The organism is Enterococcus sp. PLH-Efm8, assembly GCF_053011625.1.
The window spans coordinates 1,511,371-1,534,028 of sequence record NZ_CP172568.1 but is presented as its reverse complement, the minus strand read 5'-3'; the positions used below and the strand labels follow the sequence as shown (position 1 = coordinate 1,534,028).

23 protein-coding genes are annotated in these 22,658 nt (G+C 38.4%); all 23 read left to right on the top strand.

Translation table 11 applies throughout. The annotated features are described in order from the left end of the window. The first annotated feature begins 22 nt into the window (after positions 1–22). Positions 23–892 carry a carbohydrate ABC transporter permease gene (locus ACIFUW_RS07665; RefSeq protein WP_002289132.1) on the top strand — a complete coding sequence of 290 codons (870 nt, stop codon included), beginning with the start codon at positions 23–25 and terminating at the stop codon, positions 890–892. Then, positions 889–1,776, top strand: coding sequence for a carbohydrate ABC transporter permease (locus tag ACIFUW_RS07660; RefSeq protein WP_002289130.1), 888 nt, complete (start codon positions 889–891; stop codon positions 1,774–1,776). The genes ACIFUW_RS07665 and ACIFUW_RS07660 overlap by 4 nt, the downstream gene beginning before the upstream one ends. A gap of 166 nt (positions 1,777–1,942) precedes the next feature. Beyond that, positions 1,943–2,626, top strand: a complete 684-nt coding sequence (locus ACIFUW_RS07655; protein ID WP_002296409.1) for a DUF1538 domain-containing protein — start codon at positions 1,943–1,945, stop codon at positions 2,624–2,626. Continuing rightward, entirely contained in the window at positions 2,623–3,396 is a 774-nt protein-coding gene (locus ACIFUW_RS07650; RefSeq protein ID WP_002296408.1) for a DUF1538 domain-containing protein, read from the top strand. Before ACIFUW_RS07655 ends, ACIFUW_RS07650 begins: the two co-directional genes overlap by 4 nt. Beyond that, a complete protein-coding gene (locus ACIFUW_RS07645; protein WP_002295200.1) occupies positions 3,393–3,791 on the top strand; it encodes a P-II family nitrogen regulator in 399 nt (132 codons plus the stop codon). The genes ACIFUW_RS07650 and ACIFUW_RS07645 overlap by 4 nt, the downstream gene beginning before the upstream one ends. A gap of 320 nt (positions 3,792–4,111) precedes the next feature. After that, entirely contained in the window at positions 4,112–4,516 is a 405-nt protein-coding gene (gene tnpA, locus ACIFUW_RS07640; RefSeq protein ID WP_002287522.1) for an IS200/IS605-like element ISEfa4 family transposase, read from the top strand. A 16-nt stretch (positions 4,517–4,532) separates the two neighbouring features. Beyond that, positions 4,533–5,681, top strand: coding sequence for an IS200/IS605 family element RNA-guided endonuclease TnpB (gene tnpB / locus ACIFUW_RS07635; RefSeq protein ID WP_342605889.1), 1,149 nt, complete (start codon positions 4,533–4,535; stop codon positions 5,679–5,681). 185 nt (positions 5,682–5,866) lie between these two features. Then, positions 5,867–6,538, top strand: a complete 672-nt coding sequence (locus tag ACIFUW_RS07630) for a transcriptional regulator (RefSeq protein ID WP_002295199.1) — start codon at positions 5,867–5,869, stop codon at positions 6,536–6,538. A 58-nt stretch (positions 6,539–6,596) separates the two neighbouring features. Then, entirely contained in the window at positions 6,597–7,037 is a 441-nt protein-coding gene (locus ACIFUW_RS07625; protein ID WP_002322028.1) for a hypothetical protein, read from the top strand. 11 nt (positions 7,038–7,048) lie between these two features. Next, positions 7,049–7,717 carry a 2,3-bisphosphoglycerate-dependent phosphoglycerate mutase gene (locus ACIFUW_RS07620; RefSeq protein ID WP_002295197.1) on the top strand — a complete coding sequence of 223 codons (669 nt, stop codon included), beginning with the start codon at positions 7,049–7,051 and terminating at the stop codon, positions 7,715–7,717. A gap of 63 nt (positions 7,718–7,780) precedes the next feature. Next, positions 7,781–8,404 (top strand): HAD-IA family hydrolase, encoded by a 624-nt coding sequence (locus tag ACIFUW_RS07615; protein ID WP_002295196.1) that lies wholly within the window; start codon positions 7,781–7,783, stop codon positions 8,402–8,404. 55 nt (positions 8,405–8,459) lie between these two features. Next, a complete protein-coding gene (locus tag ACIFUW_RS07610; protein WP_002291995.1) occupies positions 8,460–8,846 on the top strand; it encodes a DUF1149 family protein in 387 nt (128 codons plus the stop codon). A gap of 212 nt (positions 8,847–9,058) precedes the next feature. After that, entirely contained in the window at positions 9,059–10,450 is a 1,392-nt protein-coding gene (locus ACIFUW_RS07605) for an L-cystine transporter (RefSeq protein ID WP_002295194.1), read from the top strand. A 610-nt stretch (positions 10,451–11,060) separates the two neighbouring features. After that, the gene (locus tag ACIFUW_RS07600; RefSeq protein ID WP_002296407.1) at positions 11,061–11,429 is read left to right on the top strand and encodes a lactoylglutathione lyase; all 369 of its coding nucleotides are present in this window, start codon (positions 11,061–11,063) and stop codon (positions 11,427–11,429) included. 179 nt (positions 11,430–11,608) lie between these two features. Further along, complete coding sequence (gene trhO / locus ACIFUW_RS07595; protein WP_002296405.1) at positions 11,609–12,550, top strand: oxygen-dependent tRNA uridine(34) hydroxylase TrhO; 942 nt, start codon at positions 11,609–11,611, stop codon at positions 12,548–12,550. Positions 12,551–12,618: 68 nt separating this feature from the next. Further along, a complete protein-coding gene (locus ACIFUW_RS07590; protein ID WP_002296404.1) occupies positions 12,619–13,350 on the top strand; it encodes a metallophosphoesterase in 732 nt (243 codons plus the stop codon). 143 nt (positions 13,351–13,493) lie between these two features. Next, on the top strand, positions 13,494–15,674 hold the full coding sequence (locus ACIFUW_RS07585) for a Tex family protein (protein ID WP_002296403.1): 2,181 nt from the start codon (positions 13,494–13,496) through the stop codon (positions 15,672–15,674). Positions 15,675–15,693: 19 nt separating this feature from the next. Then, positions 15,694–16,176, top strand: a complete 483-nt coding sequence (locus ACIFUW_RS07580) for a SprT family protein (RefSeq protein WP_002296402.1) — start codon at positions 15,694–15,696, stop codon at positions 16,174–16,176. A 15-nt stretch (positions 16,177–16,191) separates the two neighbouring features. After that, entirely contained in the window at positions 16,192–16,953 is a 762-nt protein-coding gene (locus ACIFUW_RS07575; RefSeq protein WP_002296401.1) for a YdcF family protein, read from the top strand. Positions 16,954–17,083: 130 nt separating this feature from the next. Further along, positions 17,084–18,418 (top strand): UDP-N-acetylmuramate--L-alanine ligase, encoded by a 1,335-nt coding sequence (gene murC / locus ACIFUW_RS07570; protein ID WP_002296400.1) that lies wholly within the window; start codon positions 17,084–17,086, stop codon positions 18,416–18,418. Between the two features lie 306 nt (positions 18,419–18,724). Continuing rightward, positions 18,725–19,210, top strand: a complete 486-nt coding sequence (locus tag ACIFUW_RS07565; protein ID WP_002296398.1) for a MaoC/PaaZ C-terminal domain-containing protein — start codon at positions 18,725–18,727, stop codon at positions 19,208–19,210. Beyond that, positions 19,203–19,886 carry a Bax inhibitor-1/YccA family protein gene (locus tag ACIFUW_RS07560; protein ID WP_002296397.1) on the top strand — a complete coding sequence of 228 codons (684 nt, stop codon included), beginning with the start codon at positions 19,203–19,205 and terminating at the stop codon, positions 19,884–19,886. The genes ACIFUW_RS07565 and ACIFUW_RS07560 overlap by 8 nt, the downstream gene beginning before the upstream one ends. Before the next feature lie 125 nt (positions 19,887–20,011). After that, entirely contained in the window at positions 20,012–22,657 is a 2,646-nt protein-coding gene (gene polA / locus ACIFUW_RS07555; RefSeq protein ID WP_002296395.1) for a DNA polymerase I, read from the top strand. Position 22,658 lies beyond the last annotated feature (1 nt).

Below are 22,658 nucleotides of genomic sequence, written 5' to 3'. Positions count from 1 at the left end.
TGATAGAATTGGAGGGAAAAGAATGAAGCAGAAAGATTTATTCAAAAACGGGCATGCTTTTTTAATCTTGCCAGTCATTTTGATATCAATCATGGTTTTTATTCCGATGGTTTTGGCTTTGATCACGTCTTTTCAAAGTGGTCCCCCTGTCAATATGACATTTAACGGGTTAGGTAATTATCAGCGGATGTTGACAGATGCAACTTTTAAAAAAGCTTTTTTTAATACATTCCTGTATTTACTTGTACAAGTACCGATCATGTTGTTTCTAGCACTTTTTATTTCCAACCTTTTAAATGATAAAAAGTTGAAATATAAAGGGTTGTTTCGAACCGCTATCTTTCTTCCATGTATCACTTCGATGGTCAGTTATTCTCTGATCATGAAAAGTCTATTTTCTCAATCTGGCCTTGTAAACAACTTGTTGTTGGGCATTGGTATGATTGACACACCGATTGGCTGGTTGACTCATCCAATTTGGGCGAGAGTTCTGATCATTCTTTCGATCACTTGGCGTTGGACTGGATACAATATGATTTTTTTCCTTTCAGGCATGCAAAATATTGATTCGGAGATTTATGAAGCAGCATCTATTGACGGTGCTTCTAAATGGCAGCAGTTTATCAAAGTGACGATCCCAAATTTAAAACCAATCATTTTGTTTACTTCCATTACTTCGACGATCGGGACATTGCAGCTTTTTGATGAAGTACAAAATATTACTGGCGGGGGACCAGCAAATGCAACGACCACCCTATCTCAATACATCTATAATTTGAGTTATAAATTCACGCCTAATTTTGGATATGCGGCAGCAGTTTCCTTTGTTATTGTTTCCTTTATTGTGATATTGTCGATAATCCAAACGAAAGTAGGAGGAGAAAGTCGATGAAAAATATGGTAGAAAAAGAAACAATCGAACGCCCCAACGTCAAAAAACAAGCATTAGAACTTCGTTCGACAATTGGGTCAGTATTAAAGTATACAGCATTAAGCATCCTATCATTTATTTCCATTTTCCCTTTTGTCTGGATGGTTTTGGGAATGACGAATACACCCGTGGATATCACATCGGGAAAAATAAAGATTGGCAGTAACTTGATCATCAATTTTCAAAATTTGTTTTCCAATGAGCTGAATTTTACTCGTTCCCTTTGGAATTCAGCGATGATCGCTTTGGTGACCACTGTGTTTGCATTGCTGATTTCGTCAATGGCAGGATATGGATTTGAGATTTATCAAAGTAAACGAAAAGACCTAATTTTCAATATTCTACTGCTATCGATGATGGTTCCTTTTGCGGCATTGATGATCCCTTTATATCGAATGTTTTCACAATTGAACGGAACGGTTTTGGGAATCAACAGTTTCTTGGTTGTCATCCTGCCATCTGTTAGCACTGCTTTTTTGATCTTCTTCTTTCGACAAAATGTTAAATCTTTTCCAAAAGATCTAGTAGAAGCCGCTCGATTAGACGGTCTAAAAGAACTAAGTATTTTTTTTAGAGTGTATATGCCGACGGCTAAAAATACCTATGCCGCGGCTGCAATCATCACATTCATGAGTAGCTGGAACAATTATTTATGGCCCTTAGTAGCTTTGCAATCTCCTGATAAACGGACGGTTCCGCTTGTTTTATCTGCTATGGGTGCTTCCTATACACCAGACTATGGAATGATCATGGCTGGATTAGTCATCGCTACTTTACCAACTGCCATCGTATTTTTTGTTTTGCAAAAGCAATTCGTTCAAGGAATGATCGGCTCTGTAAAATAAAAAAACACAATAAGCGCGTTCCTTCAAAGTCATTTTTCCAAGTAAAAAGATACTTTTGGGACGTGTGTTATTTTATGTTGAGAAAAATTAAATGATAACGTTTTAAGTTTGTGCTCGAAAACTCTTTCATTTTAAGGTAAACTTAAAGAGTAAAGGAGGAGGATACATGCTAAAAAATTTTAAAGAAGTGATTGCTGCTATATTGCCGATGACTGTCCTGATTGTCATTTTAACGTTTGTTTTTGCACCGTTAGAAGGAGAAGACCTCGCTTCATTTCTGGTTGGTGCGGCAATCATGATGATCGGAATGACGCTCTTTTTGTTTGGAGCAGATTATTCTATGATGGAAGTCGGAGATCTAGTAGGGAAATATATGATCAAAAAGAAAAGTTTGACCGTTTTGGTCAGTTTGGGATTTGCTATCGGGATCGTGATCACGATTGCTGAACCTTCCGTGCAAGTTTTGGGACAACAAGTATATGATATATCTGACGGAGAGATTGGCAGAGTGTTGCTGATTGGGATCGTCAGCGTCGGCACTGGAGTATTTCTAGCCTTTGCGCTGCTTCGGGTCGTATTCAAGCTATCCTATTATCAATTGATGGCTATAGGCTACATAGGCGTTTTGATCGCCTCATTTTTCACCAGTTCCGAATTTATGCCGATTGCTTTTGATTCGGGGGGAGTGACTACTGGTCCAGTAACTGTTCCATTTATCTTGGCCCTTGCCGGAGGGATGACTAGTATGATCAAACAAAAGAAAAATGAAAATGACAGTTTTGGAATGGTCGGTATTGCTTCGTTAGGGCCGATTCTTGCCGTGATGATTTTGGGGGTGATCTTCCAATGAGTTTCTGGCAGCAAGTGATAGATGGAATCGAAATCGTTACCATGGAAGTCATTTTGGCAGTGGCACCTATCGTAATCCTATTTGTTTTAATGAATATCATTAGTTTTCGTATGCGCAAAAAGCGTTTCTTTGACATTATGAAAGGTTTCTTGATAACGACTATTGGGTTGATCCTTTTCCTGCACGGAGTCAATATGGCTTATGTACCGGTAGGACAGCATTTAGGCAGTGCTATTGCGGGATTGCCTTACAATTATATACTGGTTCCCCTTGGCTTTTTAATGGGGTTCTTAGTAGGGTTTGCTGAGCCGGCGATTCATGTAATGATCAAACAGGTTGAAGAATTGAGCGAGGGGAGAATCCGATCGAAAATCATGCTGATGGTAATTTCAATTGGGATCGGCGCAGCAGTAGGATTGTCTATGTGGCGTTTGCTCGTCGGATTCTCTCTTTATTATTTCTTGATCCCAGGATACGGGCTAGCATTTATTTTAGGACGAAAAGTGGACAAGATCTTTTTAGCAATGGCTTTTGATAACGGTGGAGTAGCAACGGGCCCGATGTGTTCGACATTTATTTTATCAATGAGCGTGGCAATCGCTGCACAAATTGAAGGAAGAGATCCGATCATTGACGGGTTTGGTGTGGTTGCAATGATTGCATTGACACCAATATTATCCACTTTAGTACTAGGATATATTTATAAACGAAAAGATGAAAAAGACAGAATCGAAAAAGAAAGATTGCAAAAATTGGGGGAAAGCAAATGAAAGATCTTGTAGCATTGAATCTTCACATGATTGTGACGATCGTTGACGGAGGAATGGGCGAAGATGTTATCGACTTTTCAAAAGAAGCAGGTGCAGCAGGCGGAACGATCTTACATGGAAGAGGTTCTGGTGTACATGATTCAGGGAAATTTTTAGGTTTGGACATTTCGCCAGAAAAAGATATTGTGTTGACATTAGTACCCGATAGTTTGACGAATAAAGTAATGGATGCGATTGGTCAAGGCATCAACATCGATATTCCAGGTAATGGTATTTGTTTTAGTATTGATGTAGACAAAGTCATTGGTATCACTAAGATTCATCAATATCGAGAAATTATCGGAATGCAAGAACTTTTAGATGAAAATAACGATAGAGAAAAGTCTGAATCATAGACAAGCGTTTGAAGAGGAAATAAACACAAACAAGAAGGCGGATGAGCGTTATTTCCGCTTTTTTGTTTGTATTTTTCTCGTGAATACTTATGAAATAGTAAATTTTTATGAAATTCTACTCTAAGCATCAGACTTTCTTTTCAAAATATGCTATTTTAACAGAATTAGGCAGAAGTCGCCCATCCTCTATAGGTGGGTGATGAATGCCGTTCGGTATGAGGGTTACCGTTGGTAACTCGAAGACCGACAACTAAGGCGTATTGCCTTTTTATTTTGTTCCATGTTACAATCAGTCTATACAAGAAATGAGTTGATATAACATGGAATTAGATACAAATAATCATTCAGTATTTCTTCTTTATTACCACCTTGTTTTAGTAACGAAATATCGTAGACAAGTGATTGATGATGAAATATCTGATTATGCCAAAACTACTTTTGAAAGAATTTCAGAATCGTATCACATTACTTTAGTGGAGTGGAATCATGATAAAGACCACGTTCATATTATGTTCAAAGCTCAACCTAAAACAGAATTGACAAAATTCATCAATGCCTATAAAAGTGCCAGCTCAAGATTGATAAAACGTGACTTTCCAAGAGTCAAACAATTTCTTTGGAAAGAAATGTTCTGGTCTAAAAGTTTTTGTCTTCTGACAACTGGTGGCGCACCAATTGATGTGATTAAGAAGTATATCCAAAATCAAGGAAACAATCATAAATAGAAAGTAGGTGAACTTTATGGAACAACTAAAAGCATACAAATTCAGAATCTATCCAACAGAGGAACAAGAAATCTTCTTTGCCAAATCTTTTGGTTGTGTCCGTAAGGTCTACAATCTAATGCTTGATGACCGAAAAAAGGCGTATGAAGAAGTTAAAAATGATTCTTCTAAAAAAATGACTTTTCCGACACCAGCTAAATACAAGAAAGAATTTCCGTTTTTGAAAGAAATTGATAGCCTTGCTTTAGCCAATGCCCAACTTAATTTAGATAAAGCATACAAGAATTTTTTTCGGGATAAATCCGTTGGATTTCCACGTTTCAAAAGTAAGAAAAATCCTGTTCAGAGTTATACAACGAATAATCAAAATGGTACAGTTGCTTTGATTGATAGTAAATTCATCAAAGTTCCTAAATTGAAGTCATTAGTAAGAATTAAGCTTCATAGACAACCAAAAGGGATTATCAAATCCGCTACAATATCACGTCATTCTAGCGGTAAATACTATATTTCTTTGTTGTGTAAAGAAGAAATTATCGAATTACCTAAAACTAATTCCACAATTGGTATTGACTTAGGTATTATGGACTTTGCGATTCTTTCTGATGGACAAAAAATTGATAATAATAAATTCACGTCCAAAATGGAAAAGAAACTAAAGCGTGAACAACGCAAATTGTCTAGGCGTGCTTTATTGGCTAAAAATAAAGGTACCAATCTATTTGAAGCTAAAAATTATCAAAAACAAAAACGCAAAGTAGCTAGATTGCATGAAAAAGTAATGAATCAACGTACTGATTTTCTGAATAAGTTGAGTACAGAAATGATCAAAAATCACGATATTATCTGTATTGAAGACTTAAACACAAAAGGTATGTTGCGAAATCATAAATTAGCTAAAAGTATTTCTGATGTTTCTTGGTCAAAGTTTGTGACTAAATTACAATACAAGGCTGACTGGTATGGACGAAAAATCATCAAAGTAGATAAATGGTTTCCGTCTAGTCAGATTTGTTCAGAGTGCGGACATAAAGATGGCAAGAAATCTCTTGAAATTCGAGAATGGACTTGTCCTGTTCGTCATACTCATCATGATCGTGATATCAATGCTAGTATCAATATTCTGACCGAAGGTCTAAGACTACATTCTATGGGATTGGCTTAGATCCAATCATCAAGAACCGTAGGAACTACGGGGATAGCTTGGTAAATAAGAGACACCGCTGTTAGTAAAGAAATACGCTATCAAGTATGCTCTATTCCCAAGAAGCTCCCACTTCAAGCGTTAAGAACCGTCAGGTTTAGCTAAGTGGTGAGTAGTTCACAAATGATGAAAAAAGGGGGAGAAAAATGAATTTTTTAGTTGTTTTAAAAGATACTCTGATTGAGCGATCTACATTTCTATATGTTCAATTGCAGGAAAATAAAACATTGCTGCATTTTTCACCAGAGTTCCATCTAGAGGGGCTAACATTAGGAGAAATCTATCAAGCAGAAGGGCTGTCGGCTGTTTTGCACTTTTTTAAGGTAGAATTGGAATTACCAGTAAAAGATTATATCGAGCTTTCTCTTGAATCTTGGGATCGAGCAGTGGTTGAACTGTTTCCAGAAGGTTTAATGATCGATACAAACGATGGGAAGATCCATCTGACTGCAGCAGAACTGCAAAAACAAATGCGTTATCAAATAGATGACGAAAATTCTTTTTCTATTTTTAGACGTCAGCAAAAGATTCTAAAAAGCTTTTTAAAAGTGATCAGTAAAAAACGGAATCTGATCAAAACGACACAGCTGTTGAAAAAATATCCAGGTCTGCTTCACACGTCTATTCAATTTCCTCAATTGATTACGATGATCCATCGTTTTATACGTATGCAACAGCTACCATCTAAGAAGCTGTTTCTTCCATTGACGGACACATTTCGAGTAGTCAACAGAGAAGATAAAAAGAAAGTGATTGTGATTGACTTTACCAGAAATCGGAATGTCCTTCACCAAGTTGCAATGGAAAAGGCCAATTAAGGCTTTTTCTTTTTGGATTTTTTTGTCATAATAAATATTAGATGATGGAGGAGATAATATGATGCAAACATGGTTAGAAAGGCTAATACGATTTCAGCAGAACTATCACAAACTTATGCAGGGAAGATATGCGAAATTTGATCAGTTGAATCGCGGTCTATTGATCGCTGCGCTTGTCTTTAGTTTGCTAAGTCGTTGGTTGCCCTATAGAATCGGACAATTGTTGTTCATCGTCTTTTTCGGATGGATGATATTTCGTTTCCTATCAAAAAAAATCTACCCCAGACTAAATGAGAATCAACGTTATTTGAAATATCTTGATAGAGTCAAAGAAAAATATCATCAGATAAAAAACAAAAAGCAAGTCAAAATGGATCGAAAAAGTTATACTTTTTTTGAGTGCCCGAATTGTCATCAAAAGCAGCGTGCACCTAAAGGAAAAGGACGAATACGTGTGACATGCAAAACATGTGGTATAAAATTCGAAACGAATGTTTAAGGGAGAAAAGAATGAAATTAGTATTATTACGTCATGGCGAAAGCGAAGCAAATTTTGAAAATTACTGGACAGGATGGCTAGATGTCGCCTTAACAGAAAAAGGAAAAGAACAAGCAGCAGTTGCCGGTCAAAAAATGCTTGAAGCCGGACTTCAATTCGATGCCGTTTATACCTCTGTTTTGAAACGTGCGATTCTTACCGGACAAGTCGCACTAGAAGAAATGGGTCAGTTATGGCTTCCTATAATAAAAACATGGCGTCTAAATGAACGGCATTATGGGGATCTTGTGGGTAAAAACAAAGATAAGATGAAAGAAATATACGGAAAAGATCAAGTAAAAACATGGCGCAGAGGATATACGGAAGTTCCGCCGTTAACCGCAGAAAATAGATTTGACCGCAGATATGATCACTTGGATCCGCATTTGATCCCATACGGAGAAAGTCTGGAAATGACAGTGAATCGGATCATTCCCTTATGGCAAGATCATCTAGCACCAAAACTAAAAGATCGGCAAGATTTACTAGTTGTGGGTCATGGTAATAGCATCCGAGCACTGACAAAATATTTAGAAGATGTTCCTGAAGATCAAATGGATACGATCGATATCCCAAATGCACAACCAATCCAGTATACATTAGCAGATGATTTGACAATTCTGGACAAAAAAATACTTTAAAGAACACCTTTATCTAAAAGTGAGAGATAGAAAAAAGAAGCAAAGGAATGGAACAAAAGGAACATGAAAAATTATATATGGGACTTTGATGGTACATTGTTTGATACGTATCCCGCAATGGTAGATGGTGCATGGCAAGCACTAAAAGATTTTGGTATCAGTATGGACAAAAAAGAAATCTACTTCAAAATGAAAAAGTATTCTACTAGTTATTTGATCAATGAATCAAACTTGAATGCCAGAGAGTTTAATGAATTATTTCACCGATATGAAAAAGAAAGTACGGAAGTTTCCCGTCCATTTCCAGAAACGAAACAAGTACTGGAAATGCTAAAAGACAACGGCGGTCGTCATTTCATCCTGACCCACCGTTTGACAGAATCAACATGGGGCCTGTTAAAAGAACATCGATTGGCACATCTGATTGAGGAAGTAGTAGGGATCGATCAGGACTTTCCTCGTAAACCTGATCCAGCATCTTTAAATTATTTGATCGATACTTTTCATTTAGAAAGAACAGACACGATGATGATCGGCGATCGTCGTTTAGATATCGAAGCAGGGAAAAATGCAGGAGTCGCTACTTGTCTTTACGACATCGATCATTTTCTGGGTGAGATCCCGGCAGATTATGTGGTAGGAAATCTGAATGAAATCCTTACCTTGCAGAGCATCATTAAAAAGTAGTATCCCCTTTCAAAGGAGATATGTTATAATTTTCATAAAGGAGTGATAAAATTATATGGAAATCAGAAGACAAAAAGAAGTTGTAGAAGCATTTCATTATGATATGAGATTGCCGAACCAAGAAGTAGAAACAGATTTGAAAGTAGGCTTCTCGCCTTTAAAAGAAACGATCGAAAACTATCCGAAAGAACATAGCATCGTAGGAGCACGCTTAGAGTTCCGTTTAGTGTTTGATACATATGTTTTATCTGGAAGTGTGAGTCAGATCAATCATATCCTCAATCGGAAAATTGAAGGTCAAAATGATGTCACACAAGAAGAAGTGGACGAGCTAGTAGCACCGTTATTCGATATCGTACGCCGAATGTCTTATGAGGTGACAGAGATCGCCTTAGATCAGCCTGGGGTAAAATTGAATTTTCAATCAGAAAAACAAGAATAGACAGTAAAAACATACCTGCGATAGATTAAAGCTATCACAGGTATGTTTTTTTATTACTAATTGTAAGCAAAAAGAATGTCATTTCGATAAAAATCGTCTAAAATATAAAAGTCACTGAAAAAAATTTTTTCAGGAGGATGGTTGAAGAATCATTCTCGGGAACCTTTACTTCCTTCGATGGACTTGTCATTAATAATATGAGGAGGAGAAAAATGACAACACTCATCACAGTTTTAGTGGTTCTAGTTTTTGCGGCATTATTATATGTGTTCTATCGTATGCAAAAGCGCCATACAAAATTTTCAACACGCGTCTTTACAGCATTAGGAGTTGGTATCGTCTTTGGCGGTCTGCTTCAATTGATCTTTGGTGTAGACGACAAAGTCGTTACTCAATCAATGGAATGGATCGGGATTGTAGGTCAAGGATATGTATCATTCTTGCAAATGCTAGTTATGCCTTTAGTGTTTATTTCGATCATTGGTGCATTCACAAAAATGAAAGTTTCTGAAAAGCTAGGGAAAATTAGTGCGACTGTATTGACTTCTTTACTTGGAACAACAGCTATTGCAGCATTGATCGGAATTGGTTCAACAATGCTGTTCGGACTCCAAGGAGCTAAATTCACACAAGGAGCTGCAGAAACAGCACGAATCTCTGAACTGGCAACACGTCAGGAAACAGTTGAAAACTTATCGATTCCACAGCAGATTTTATCCTTTATCCCTAAAAACGTTTTTGCTGATTTAGCAGGTAGTCGTGCAACAAGTACGATTGGAGTCGTTATTTTCGCGGCATTTGTCGGAATCGCTTATCTAGGCGTGAAAAGAAAAGCGCCAAAAGAAGCAGCATTCTTTTCAGATTTAGTCGACAGTCTGTATAAAATCATTATGCGGATCGTGACGCTTGTTTTGCGTTTGACACCTTATGGAGTATTTGCTTTGATGACAAACGTTTTGGCAACAAGTGATTTTGCAGCTATCGTCAATTTAGGTAAATTTGTCGTTGCTTCTTACGTAGCATTGCTTGCTGTTTTGATTGTCCACTCACTGATTTTGATTGGTGCAAAAGTCAATCCAATCAACTATTTCAAAAAAGCCTTTCCGGTATTGAGCTTTGCGTTTACTTCACGTTCAAGTGCTGGAGCTTTGCCATTGAATATCGAGACTCAGACAAAAGCTTTAGGAGTAGATGATGCAACAGCTAATTTCTCAGCAAGTTTTGGTTTGTCTATTGGACAAAACGGCTGTGCTGGCGTTTATCCAGCTATGTTGGCAACGATCGTCGCACCAGCAGCTGGAGTGAATGTCTTTAGTTTGGAATTTATTTTGATGCTTGTGGCAATTGTAACAATCAGTTCTTTTGGTGTAGCTGGAGTCGGTGGGGGCGCAACATTTGCTTCACTGATCGTTTTAGGGGCAATGAACTTGCCAGTAGCAATCGTTGGGTTAGTTATCTCTGTTGAACCATTAATCGATATGGCACGTACAGCAGTAAACGTCAGCGGTAGCATGGTAGCTGGTATCGTGACAAGTGCACGCATCAAAGATTTAGATCGCGATGTCATCAATGATGATTCTAAAGTGATCGATGTGAATGCATAGTCAAAAAGAGGTTGTGATAGAAGTGGTCAGCTTTAAGAAATAAGAAGAAGTTTCCTAAAAATAGTTTCTCAAATTTTTGTGAAATTTCGGCTTATTTCCGAGAAGCTACTTCTGAAACACCGTGAATAAGAGGTTGTGAAAAAGCTGCCCTGCATCAAGTAATAAGAACAGCCAAACAAAAATAGTTCCTCATATTTTACGTTTGGTTGAGCTTATTACCGCAGATGCAAGCTTTTGAACACCGTTTAAGAAAGAGGTCGTGAGCCTGCCGTTTCACTCTGAGTCACAAAGAGCAATTTCAAAAAATAGCTTCTCATGTTTGTTGAATATTGTGTCTTGTGACCGAGGAGTTGTCAGGAGAACACCGTTTACCAGAGGTTGTGACTTGTTTTTAGTCACGACCTCTTTTTTTATTTATTCCATATAAATACACATTATTTATTCCGAAAAGTGAAAGCGCAAATAACAAAAACAACCAACTTATTTATTATTAAAGAAAAGCGTATTTAAGTAGGACGATTCTGTTGAGAGCTTTCGTAGATTTTCCCATTTTCCTATGGTAAACTGACAAAGTTGAGAATGTTAGAACAGATCGTTTAGGAGGAAACAGATGTTTACGAATGAAATAAAAATCATGCTTTATGTGGACGATGTAGAAAAAAATGCAACGTTTTGGAGAGCAGTTGGCTTTGCGGAAAAAGATCGTCAAGAAATGGATGGGACGCTTATAATTGAAGTAGGAGTTGAGGACAGTCAAACCTCATTTCTGTTATATGATCGAGCATTTGTTGAGTCCCATTCACCTGGCACAGCTACTAGTGCCCCATCTTTGATGTTTTACAGTAAAGATATCTTTGGACTATATAAAAAAATGCAGACGCAATCAGTCACATTAGGTGATATGGTACAGCTTGGAGAAGAATATGTCTTTAACTTTGCTGATCCCGATGGCAACTACTTTGCGGTTACAGGTAAATAATAGAAATAAAGACTTTGTTTTTCTGTGCGAAACAGGAAAGCGAAGTCTTTTTAATTCAAATAATAATATTATGTAAACAAAAAACTTTCCATGCGTAATTATACACAAGCAAATAAATCGTCAAATGCGAACGCCTTCTTTATACTGTTTAGGAACGAAAAGAAGGAAGGAAGAAATACATGGATTATCAAGTACTGCTTTATTACAATTATACAAAAATCGAAGAACCAGAGGAATTTGCCAAAAATCATTTAGCCTTTTGCAAATCTTTGGATCTTAAAGGTCGTATTCTAGTAGCTGAAGAAGGAATAAATGGTACTGTGTCTGGAACCGTTGAAAACACGACTGCCTATATGAAAGCAATGAAAGCTGATCCTCGATTTGCTGATACGATGTTCAAGATCGATCCAAGCGAAGGACATGCCTTTAAGAAGATGTTTGTAAGATACCGTCCAGAGCTTGTAAGTTTAAAGCTAGAAGAGGACATTGATCCAAACCAAGTGACAGGTGCCTATCTTTCACCGCAAGAATTTAAAGAAGCTATTTTAGATGAACAGACAGTGGTGATTGATGCACGGAATGATTATGAATATGACTTGGGACATTTTCGAGGGGCTGTACGCCCAGATATACGCAGTTTTCGAGAGCTTCCAGACTGGATCCGCGAGCACAAAGAAGAATTTATGGAAAAACGGGTAGTGACCTACTGTACTGGTGGCATTCGTTGCGAGAAGTTTTCTGGTTGGCTTGTCCGTGAAGGATTCAAAGATGTCGGACAGCTGCATGGCGGTATTGCTACTTATGGTAAGGATCCTGAAGTCCAAGGAGAATTATGGGACGGCAAGATGTATGTGTTTGATGAACGGATCGCTGTCGATATCAACCAAGTAGATAAACAAATCGTCGGTCGCGACTGGTTTGACGGAACACCATGTGAACGATATATCAATTGTAGCAATCCTGAGTGCAATCGTCAGATTCTTGCTTCCATTGAAAATGAAGAAAAACATTTAGGAGCATGTAGCATAGAGTGTGCGAAACATCCGCGCAATCGCTATGTTCAAGACCATGGAATCTCTCCAGAAGAAGCAGAACTGCGGTTTACAGCTTTAATTAAATAGAAAACAATAGTTTTGATTGTCGACCATTTCCAATATGCGCTATACTAGCGTTGAGGATGGTGATCCACATGAAATCATTGATTTATGCTATTGGGGATGTCCATGGCAAACATGAGCTTTTTGAAAAACTTATTCACTATTATGATCCAAAGATCCATCAGCTTGTTTTATTAGGGGATCTCAATGATCGAGGTCCTCGTACAAAAGAATGTTTTTTATTAGGAAAGCAATTAGTCGAAGAAACAGGAGCCATTTACCTCCGGGGAAACCATGAAGAATATTTTTTGCAATTTCTGCAATCACCGGAGGACTGGTATGCGCCTTATATGAGAAATGGTGGAAAAGAAACGTTTGAAAGCCTGATTCACCCAGGGGCATCGGAGGAATACTCCCCAACTGAAATCTCGATGATGATCCAATCGAGATATTCAGAACTGATTAAATTTTTAGTCCAGCGCCCCTTGTATTATGAATGGGAAAATTATCTTTTTGTCCATGCCGGTGTGGATTTGACAAAGAAAGACTGGCGTAAGACAAGTCTAAGAGACTTTATTTGGATAAGGGAACCATTTCATGAAGGGAAAAACAATACAGGTAAGACAATTGTATTTGGACATACGATTACACCAATGCTCCATGGAGATATGCAGACAACAGACCTCTGGATTCAGGATCATAAAATCGGAATGGACGGTGGGGCTGTATTCGGAGGGTCATTGCATGGGGTTGTTTTTGACAAGGAAGGTATTCTTCAAGATATTGAATATCAGAACAACGAAGGACCTTGGCATGGAATCTGACTAATGGAAAGAATGAAGGAGCTGTGACTTTGTTGCGGCTCTTTTTATTTTTATAGAGAATATTGTTTCTTTCAGTAGTTTAACCCAGGATAAAAAGTATGATAGAATAAAGAAGCAATTTTTAGCAGAAAAGAGGCATTTTAATGACGGAAAATTTGAACCAGACGATCATTCAGCTTGTACAAAAAGAACTTTCAGACTATCGTCCTAAGCAGTTGACTACTGTACTTAATTTGTTAAATGAAGGAAACACTGTTCCTTTTATCGCGCGTTACCGAAAAGAAATGACTGGAAGTCTTGATGAAGTCCAGATTCGTGAAATCGAAGAGCGGTATGCCTATCTTGAAAACTTAGAAAAACGTAAAACTGAAGTGATTCGGCTAATCGATGAACAAGGGAAACTGACTCCCGAGTTAGAAGCAGAAATCACCCAAGCCGTGAAAATGCAACAAGTGGAAGATTTGTATCGTCCATACAAACAAAAACGACGGACAAAAGCAACGATTGCTAAAGAAAAAGGACTTGAACCACTCGCGAAGTGGCTGATGCAGCTTACAGATGGAGAGGTGCAATCTGAAGCAGAAAAATATATTGACAAAGAAAAAGAAGTCTCTTCTGCCGAAGAAGCGTTGCACGGTGCTCATGAGATTATTGCTGAACAAGTCAGCGATAATGCAAAATTTCGGACTTGGATTCGGTCTTATACGTATAACAAAGGTATGTATGTCAGCAATGTCAAGGATGAGCAAGCAGATGAAAAAGGCGTATATGAAATGTATTATGACTTTGCAGAACCCGTCCATAAAATGGTTTCTCATCGAATATTAGCTACTAATCGTGGAGAAAAAGAAGATATTCTGAAAGTATTCTTTCAAGTAGATGAAGCAGCAATTTTAGCTTACTTGGATCGCCAAATAGTCAAAAATCCTGCCTCTCCTTCTTCTTCATTCGTCAGAGAAGCCTATCAGGATAGTTATAAACGCTTTATTCAGCCAGCAATCGAGCGAGAACTGCGCAATGAATTGACTGAAAAGGCAGATGAGCAAGCAATCGCTATTTTCGGCGAAAACCTCCGTAATCTTTTGTTGCAACCGCCACTAAAAGGTAAAGTTGTCCTGGGATTTGATCCGGCTTATCGTACTGGATGTAAACTAGCAGTCGTAGATGCGACAGGGAAAGTTTTAGCAATCGAAGTTATTTATCCTCATAAACCTGCAGCGCAAGCAAAAAGAGAAGCTGCTGGACCAGCTTTTATCCAATTAATTAATAAATATCAAGTAGATATGGTAGCTATCGGAAATGGTACAGCCAGTCGGGAATCTGAACTTTTTGTGGCTGAGCAGTTGAAATCCGCCGACCATAAAACCTATTACGCTATCGTCAACGAAGCAGGCGCTTCTGTTTACTCCGCTAGCGAAATTGCACGAAAAGAATTTCCGCATCTACAAGTTGAAGAAAGAAGTGCTGTTTCTATTGCCCGTCGCCTGCAAGATCCTTTAGCTGAATTAGTCAAAATCGATCCTAAAGCTGTCGGAGTAGGCCAGTACCAACATGACGTTTCTCAAAAACGTTTGGCTGAACAATTGGATTTTGTTGTGGAAACAGCGGTTAACCAAGTAGGTGTGGATGTGAATACAGCAAGCCCGCAGCTCTTGCAGCATATATCAGGATTGAATAAAACAACTGCCCAAAACATTGTCATTTATCGTGAAGAAAACGGAGAATTCACCGCACGAACTCAATTGAAAAAAGTGCCACGCTTAGGACCAAAAGCATATGAACAAGCAATCGGATTCTTGCGAGTCCCTGGTGGGAAAAACATTTTGGACAACACAGGTATCCATCCCGAAAGTTATTCTATTGCAAAAGAAATATTAACTTCAGTCCAACTTTCAGAAAAAGAGCTTGGTACAGAAGAAGCAGTAGAAAAATTGACACGATTATCCGTAGAGAAACTGGCTGAAAGCCTATCAGTCGGAGAAGAAACGTTAGCCGATATTTTAGCTGGGCTGACACAACCTGGACGAGATATGCGTGATGAGATGCCAGCGCCCTTATTACGTACAGATGTATTGAGTATGGAAGACTTGAAACCAGGGATGGAATTGACTGGAACGGTCCGTAATGTCATTGACTTCGGCGCATTTGTTGATATCGGTGTGAAGCAAGACGGACTTGTCCATATATCGAAACTCAGCAAAAAATTCGTCAAGCATCCTACAGATGTCGTGTCAGTAGGAGATATCGTAACAGTTTGGATAGAACAAGTCGATACGAAAAAAGGCAGAATCAGTTTGACGATGCTTTCCCCTTATGAAGAGTAACAATGAGGAGTAACAAAAATTGACACAAGAAGAACTGCAGCAGTTAGTAGAAGAGATATCATTAAAAAGCTTCCAGCTTCCTTTCAAGCACCAAGCAATGTTCAATCCACGCTTACGTACAACTGGCGGGCGCTATCATTTAAACGATCATCATTTAGATTTTAATGCGAAGCTATTTGAAGAGTCAGACGAAGAGACGATTGCAGGAATCATCAAACATGAACTTTGCCATTATCATCTTCATCTAGCTGGAAGAGGGTATCAGCATAAAGATATGGATTTCAAGTATCTTTTGAAAAAAACAGGAGGGTTGCGCTATGCACCAGCCTTGACGAAGAAACAGATAAAGATGGAGTATTATCGATGCCAAGATTGTTCTGCCACGATCTGCCGCAAGAGAAGAATCGATGTACGCAAATATCGTTGTGGAAGATGTCATGGAGAAATCAAATGGATTGAGACAAAAAGAGAAGACTTTAATGAAGCACAAAAAATCAGATGAAAGGATAGAAGGCCTTTGGAAAAAAGTGAGCAGAGGAATCTAAAAGACTGGAATCAGCTATTAAATTTTTTAGCCGCACCTGAAGAGGGAAATTTTGAGGAACTGACGGCACCTACACTTATTTTAGCTGGAAACTGTCTTCCTATCTTAGCTGATAAAGCAGCACAAATGTATTTAAATGGCCAAGTAGATCAATTGTTTTTGGTCGGAGGGGTGGGGCATGCGACTAGAATCCTTTATGAGAATTTTGAAAAGCAAGGATTTCATTTTGAAGATGGCATGAGTGAAAGTGAAATCTGTCGTCAGTATCTAAAAGAAGTCTATGATTTGCCCGATAAGGCTTTTCTGATAGAATCGAAGTCTACAAATTCTGGAGAGAACGCCACTTTTTCACTGGAGATTCTTCATTCCTTAGGAGCTGTACCAGAAAAAATCTTATTGATGAATGATCCGACACTGCAACGCAGGACTCGAGCAACTTTTGAGAAAGTATGGCAAAATGAACAAACTATTTTCGCGAATGCTGTGCCATTTGTGCCGGAAATCCTTCACTTTTCTGAAGAGATCATCTTTACAGCAAAAGAACTGAATCATCAATGGCCTAAGGAATATTTCCATGCGCTAGTATTAGGAGAAATGGAACGTCTCCATGACGATGAGAACGGCTATGGTCCGAAAGGAAAAGATTTTATTCCTCACATTGATATATCAGAGGAAGTTTGGTCTTCTTACACCAGAATTAAAGAGTCAATAAAAACGGATTTTTCTCGTACTTGACCATTTTAGCAAGCGAATCCTCCTTTCCAAATAAATTTGGTTGAAATTTTCAATCGTTTATAAGATAATGAGGAGCGTGTTGAATGTAATAGCTAAAAGAATGGACGCTAGATAAGAGAAGAGGATTCAAATGGAAAATCAAAATAAATTGTATCATTTTGTTGGTATCAAAGGTTCAGGAATGAGCTCCTTGGCTCTTGTTTTACATGAACAAGGTCTAAATGTCCAAGGATCAGACATTGAAAAATATTTCTTTACACAAAGAGATTTAGAAAAAGCAAATATCACGATTCTGCCATTTAACGCAGATAATGTAAAACCAGGGATGACGATCATTGCAGGAAATGCATTTCCTGATTCACATGAAGAAATCCAGCGAGCAAAAGAATTAGGTTTGGAAGTGATTCGCTATCACGACTTTATTGGTCATTTTATCCAAAATTATACGAGTATCGCTGTAACAGGCTCTCACGGAAAAACAAGTACGACTGGACTGCTCTCTCATGTATTGAGTGGTGTCCGTCCAACAAGTTATCTAATTGGAGATGGAACAGGACATGGTGATCCGCAAGCGGAATTCTTTTCATTTGAGGCCTGTGAATATCGCCGTCATTTCCTTGCCTATTCACCAGACTATGCAATCATGACCAATATCGATTTTGATCATCCGGATTATTATACAAGTATCGACGATGTATTTACAGCTTTCCAAACAATGGCTGGACAAGTGAAAAAAGCTATTTTTGCGTATGGTGACGATGCTTATTTACGCAAATTAAAAGCAAATGTGCCGATTTATTATTATGGTGTCACAGAAAACGATGATATCCAAGCACGAAACATCGAACGCACAACTTCTGGTTCTGCTTTTGATGTCTATCATGGGGATGAATTTGTTGGGCACTTCACTGTACCAGCATTCGGTAAACACAATATCTTAAATGCTTTAGGTGTTATTGCAGTAGCTTATTTCGAAAAACTGGATCTGAAAGAAGTTGCAGAAGAAATGCTGACTTTCCCAGGAGTAAAACGTCGATTCAGTGAAAAGATCGTAGCAGACATGACCGTAGTCGATGATTATGCGCATCACCCTGCAGAGATCAAAGCAACGATTGATGGCGCACGCCAAAAATATCCAGATAAAGAAATAATTGCAGTTTTCCAACCCCATACGTTTACGCGTACGATTGCATTGATGGATGAATTTGCAGAAGCACTTGATTTAGCTGATAAAGTTTACTTATGCGATATTTTTGGTTCGGCTCGGGAAGAACAAGGAAACGTTAAGATTGAAGACCTTGGAGCGAAAATCAAAAAAGGTGGAGAAGTCATCAAAGAAAATAATGTATCTCCATTGTTAGATTATCATGATGCAGTAGTAATCTTCATGGGTGCTGGAGATGTTCAAAAATTTGAACAAGCGTATGAAAAACTTTTAAGCAGCACGACGAAAAATGTACTGTAATACAATTACTGCAGTGTCCTTATAAAAATAGAAAGAGGGGGAGTGGCAAAAATCTTGCCAAGCCCCCTTTTTTGCAACTTATGATAAACGGTGTTCAAAAGCTTGCATCTGCGGTAATAAGCCCAATCAAATCAAAAACATGAGAAGCTGTTTTTTCTTGGCTGTTCTTATTATTTGATGCAGGACAGCTTTTTCACGACCTCTGTAAACTATAGGAATCTGTTAAATCAAGGGAGCAGAACTTGCCTTTTACGCTACTTTTGGTACAATAATGTATGATTAAAAATAAACTGGAGGGTTTCTATCTTGAACATAGGTAAGCCGAGAAAACTAGGAAAAACAATAAATGAAATCGAGGAAGGCGACTCGTTATCCTTAACAGAATCTATTGAAGATAACCAGCTTTTGCTGTATTTGGGATTGACGAATGATGCAAATCCTTTGTATATCCAACATGACTTTGCACAAAAAACAGAATATCAACAGCCAATCGTTCCATCAGTGATGCTGATGGGGATCATCACAAGTGCAATTTCAAAGCATCTTCCTGGACCAGGATCACATGTTGTCAATTTTTCTGTCAATTTTATTGAACCGGTTTTCCATTATGAAACACTGACTTTTCAGTTTGAGGTCATAAAAGTAGATAAGATGAAGGATGTGGTGACGATTTCTGTAGAAGCGGAGAATACGAACGAAGATCGTGTGTTGGATGCTGTCGTTATGGTCCAACCGCCACAAGTTCCTGAATTGGAAATAGCAATCGAAAGTGAAGGTGAATTGAATGAATAATCCAAGTACATCAATGTCAGGTATCAATCGTTTTTATGCAAAAGTTTATGGATTTTTAGGTATGGGACTTGCCCTTAGTGCAGTCACTTCTTACTTGGCTCTTTGGGTATTTCCTTTGCAATTAGCAACTTTTATCAATAATTTTCCACTAGGCTTTGTGGGTCTGTGGATCGTTGAACTGATTTTAGTAATGGTTCTAGGCGTAAAAGCACAAAAGAATCCGAGCTTAGCAATCGGTGGATTTATTGCCTACTCTCTTTTGAATGGCATAACATTAGCGGTTACTCTTGCATACTACGATATTGGAACAGTAACGCAAGCTTTCTTGACAGCTACTTTGATGTTCATGGGGATGTCTGTTGTCGGAGTAACAACAAAAAGAGATCTTAGCGGGGTTGGAAGAGCAGGACAGGCAGCTTTAATCGGAGTGATCATTGCACTAGTCTTGAACATCTTCATTTTGAGAAGTAGCGTAGTTGAGCTGTTCATCTCCCTACTGTTAGTCGTCATCTTTGCAGGGATTACAGCTTATGATAACCAAAGCATCCGTAATATCTATGTCCAGACAAACGGAACAGCACATAGTGGAATTGCTGTATTCATGGCATTGAAGCTGTATTTGGACTTTATCAACTTGTTCTTGGCGTTTCTGAGAATCTTTGGACGGAACAACTAAAAAAAAAAAAAATTCATCAGTTGGGGCTATACCGAATTATTTGGTATGGTCCCGCTTTTTCTTTTCGCATTCCGCAGGATTCTTTGTTAGAATGAATAAGAACTTTACAGTAAGGAGTTAAGAAGATGACAAAAAATAAATTATTACTCGTTGATGGGAACAGTGTGGCTTTTCGCGCATTCTTTGCGCTTCACAATTCTCTTGAACGTTTCAAAAATAGAAACGGTCTTCATACAAATGCAATCTATGCATTCAATACGATGTTTGAAAATGTTATGCAAAAAGAGCAACCGACTCATGTTCTGGTTGCGTTCGATGCAGGAAAAACGACTTTTCGGACAGAAATGTATGCGGAGTACAAAGGTGGAAGATCCAAAACACCTGGCGAATTCAAAGAACAAATGCCATATATACGTGATTTGTTGACAGGACTAGGGGTACAGTATTACGAATTGCCCAATTATGAAGCAGATGATATTATCGGTACTTTGGCAGAAAAAGTAGACAAAGATCAATTTGATGTCGTCGTGCTTTCAGGTGATCGGGATTTGACTCAATTAGCTAGTAAAGAAGTAAAAGTGGATATCACTGTAAAAGGTGTCAGCGATATCGAAAGCTATACACCAGAACATGTAGCGGAAAAATATGATGGGTTGACGCCAAAACAGATTATTGACATGAAGGGACTAGCCGGAGATGCCTCTGACAATATCCCCGGTGTGACTAAAATCGGTGAAAAAACAGCTATCAAGCTATTGAAACAATATGGCTCAGTCGAAGGAATTTATGAACATATCGATGAAATGAAGCAAAGCAAAATGAAAGAAAATCTGATAAATGACAAAGAGCAGGCTTTCTTATCGAAAAAATTGGCGACCATCAATACTTCAGCGCCTGTGGATGTCTCTATCGACTCATTGAAGTATGAAGGGAAAAATCTCGATAAACTCGTTCCGTTTTATAAAGAAATGGATTTCAATCAGTTCCTTTCTAAATTGAATATCGTAGAAGAAGAAGTAAAAATGGATGATATTTTGTTTGAAGTCGTTCATGAATTCAAAGAGGAAATGTTTACTACGGATATGGCGTTGTACGTGGAAATGATGGGCGACAATTATCATACAGAGGAAATCGTCGGAGTAGCGTGGGGGACAGAAAAGAAAATTTATGTCACGAACGATCTATCTGTATTCGAAAACCGAGCGTTCCATTCTTGGATCACTGATCCGACTCGGCTGAAAAAAGTATATGATGCGAAACGAACTTATGTTGCTTTAAACCGCTATACTGGAAAAACGAAAGGAATCGATTTTGATGTCTTGCTAGGTGCATACCTTCTCGATACGAATGAAAAAAGCACAGATATCGAAGGAATAGCTGCTCATTACGGATACAACGATATCCAATCAGATGAAGCTGTATACGGCAAAGGGGCGAAAAAAGGTTTACCAGAAGAAGAGGAACTCTTTTTTGCTCATTTAGCGCGAAAAGTAGCTGCAATCAATGCGTTGACACCAAAATTGAGCCAAGAACTGGCAGAAAAAAACCAAGAAGATCTTTTCCGGAAAATGGAACTGCCATTGTCTATCATTTTGGCAGAGATGGAAATAAGCGGGATCAAAGTAGATGCGACTCGCTTACAAGAAATGAAGGGCGAGTTCTCTGCTCGCTTAAGAGAGATCGAACAAAAAATCTACGAAGAAGCCGGCGAAGAATTCAATTTGAATTCACCAAAGCAATTAGGAGTGATCTTATTTGAAAAAATGGGATTACCCGTTATCAAAAAAACAAAAACTGGATATTCCACAGCCGTAGATGTACTGGAACAGCTTCGTGAACAAGCACCAATCGTAGAGGATATCCTCACCTATCGTCAAATTGCAAAAATTCAATCTACCTATGTCGAGGGACTGCTGAAAGTGATCCAATCAGATGGAAAAGTGCATACCCGTTATGTCCAGACATTGACCCAAACAGGACGATTAAGCTCTGTTGATCCTAATTTGCAGAACATCCCGATTCGATTAGATGAAGGGAGAAAGATACGTCAGGCATTTGTTCCTAGAGAAAAAGACTGGCTGATTTATTCTTCTGACTATTCACAAATCGAGTTACGCGTACTTGCGCATATCTCAAATGATGAACATTTGAAAGCTGCCTTCCTAGAAGGTCAAGATATCCATGCCAGCACAGCGATGCGTGTATTTGGAATCGAAAAGGCAGAGGATGTCACACCAAATATGCGTAGGCAGGCAAAAGCAGTGAATTTTGGTATCGTGTATGGCATCTCTGATTACGGACTTTCACAAAATCTAGGAATCAGCCGAAAAGCAGCACAGCAATACATCGATACGTACTTTGAAAAATACCCAGGTGTCAAAGAATATATGGAAAGAATCGTACGCGAAGCAAAAGACCAAGGCTACGTCGAAACGCTGTATCACCGCCGTCGATATCTGCCAGACATCAATTCAAGAAATTACAATATCCGTTCTTTTGCGGAACGAACAGCTATCAATACACCAATCCAAGGAAGTGCTGCTGATATTTTGAAAATCGCGATGATCGAATTGGATAAACGATTAAAAGAAACAGGTCTTCAAGCTACGATGCTGTTACAAGTTCATGATGAACTTGTCTTCGAGGTACCGGAAAAAGAACTTGAATCATTAGATAAATTGGTGAAGGAAGTTATGGAACAAGCTGTTTCTCTTCATGTACCACTGATCACTGACAGCAGTTGGGGAAAAACGTGGTACGAAGCAAAATAAA

Bases quoted from the DNA above. Each gene is read 5' to 3' on its own strand.
- ACIFUW_RS07665 (WP_002289132.1), top strand. From the start codon at position 23: ATGAAGCAGAAAGATTTATTCAAAAACGGGCATGCTTTTTTAATCTTG.
- ACIFUW_RS07660 (WP_002289130.1), top strand. From the start codon at position 889: ATGAAAAATATGGTAGAAAAAGAAACAATCGAACGCCCCAACGTCAAA.
- ACIFUW_RS07655 (WP_002296409.1), top strand. From the start codon at position 1,943: ATGCTAAAAAATTTTAAAGAAGTGATTGCTGCTATATTGCCGATGACT.
- ACIFUW_RS07650 (WP_002296408.1), top strand. From the start codon at position 2,623: ATGAGTTTCTGGCAGCAAGTGATAGATGGAATCGAAATCGTTACCATG.
- ACIFUW_RS07645 (WP_002295200.1), top strand. From the start codon at position 3,393: ATGAAAGATCTTGTAGCATTGAATCTTCACATGATTGTGACGATCGTT.
- tnpA (WP_002287522.1), top strand. From the start codon at position 4,112: ATGGAATTAGATACAAATAATCATTCAGTATTTCTTCTTTATTACCAC.
- tnpB (WP_342605889.1), top strand. From the start codon at position 4,533: ATGGAACAACTAAAAGCATACAAATTCAGAATCTATCCAACAGAGGAA.
- ACIFUW_RS07630 (WP_002295199.1), top strand. From the start codon at position 5,867: ATGAATTTTTTAGTTGTTTTAAAAGATACTCTGATTGAGCGATCTACA.
- ACIFUW_RS07625 (WP_002322028.1), top strand. From the start codon at position 6,597: ATGATGCAAACATGGTTAGAAAGGCTAATACGATTTCAGCAGAACTAT.
- ACIFUW_RS07620 (WP_002295197.1), top strand. From the start codon at position 7,049: ATGAAATTAGTATTATTACGTCATGGCGAAAGCGAAGCAAATTTTGAA.
- ACIFUW_RS07615 (WP_002295196.1), top strand. From the start codon at position 7,781: ATGAAAAATTATATATGGGACTTTGATGGTACATTGTTTGATACGTAT.
- ACIFUW_RS07610 (WP_002291995.1), top strand. From the start codon at position 8,460: ATGGAAATCAGAAGACAAAAAGAAGTTGTAGAAGCATTTCATTATGAT.
- ACIFUW_RS07605 (WP_002295194.1), top strand. From the start codon at position 9,059: ATGACAACACTCATCACAGTTTTAGTGGTTCTAGTTTTTGCGGCATTA.
- ACIFUW_RS07600 (WP_002296407.1), top strand. From the start codon at position 11,061: ATGTTTACGAATGAAATAAAAATCATGCTTTATGTGGACGATGTAGAA.
- trhO (WP_002296405.1), top strand. From the start codon at position 11,609: ATGGATTATCAAGTACTGCTTTATTACAATTATACAAAAATCGAAGAA.
- ACIFUW_RS07590 (WP_002296404.1), top strand. From the start codon at position 12,619: ATGAAATCATTGATTTATGCTATTGGGGATGTCCATGGCAAACATGAG.
- ACIFUW_RS07585 (WP_002296403.1), top strand. From the start codon at position 13,494: ATGACGGAAAATTTGAACCAGACGATCATTCAGCTTGTACAAAAAGAA.
- murC (WP_002296400.1), top strand. From the start codon at position 17,084: ATGGAAAATCAAAATAAATTGTATCATTTTGTTGGTATCAAAGGTTCA.
- ACIFUW_RS07560 (WP_002296397.1), top strand. From the start codon at position 19,203: ATGAATAATCCAAGTACATCAATGTCAGGTATCAATCGTTTTTATGCA.
- polA (WP_002296395.1), top strand. From the start codon at position 20,012: ATGACAAAAAATAAATTATTACTCGTTGATGGGAACAGTGTGGCTTTT.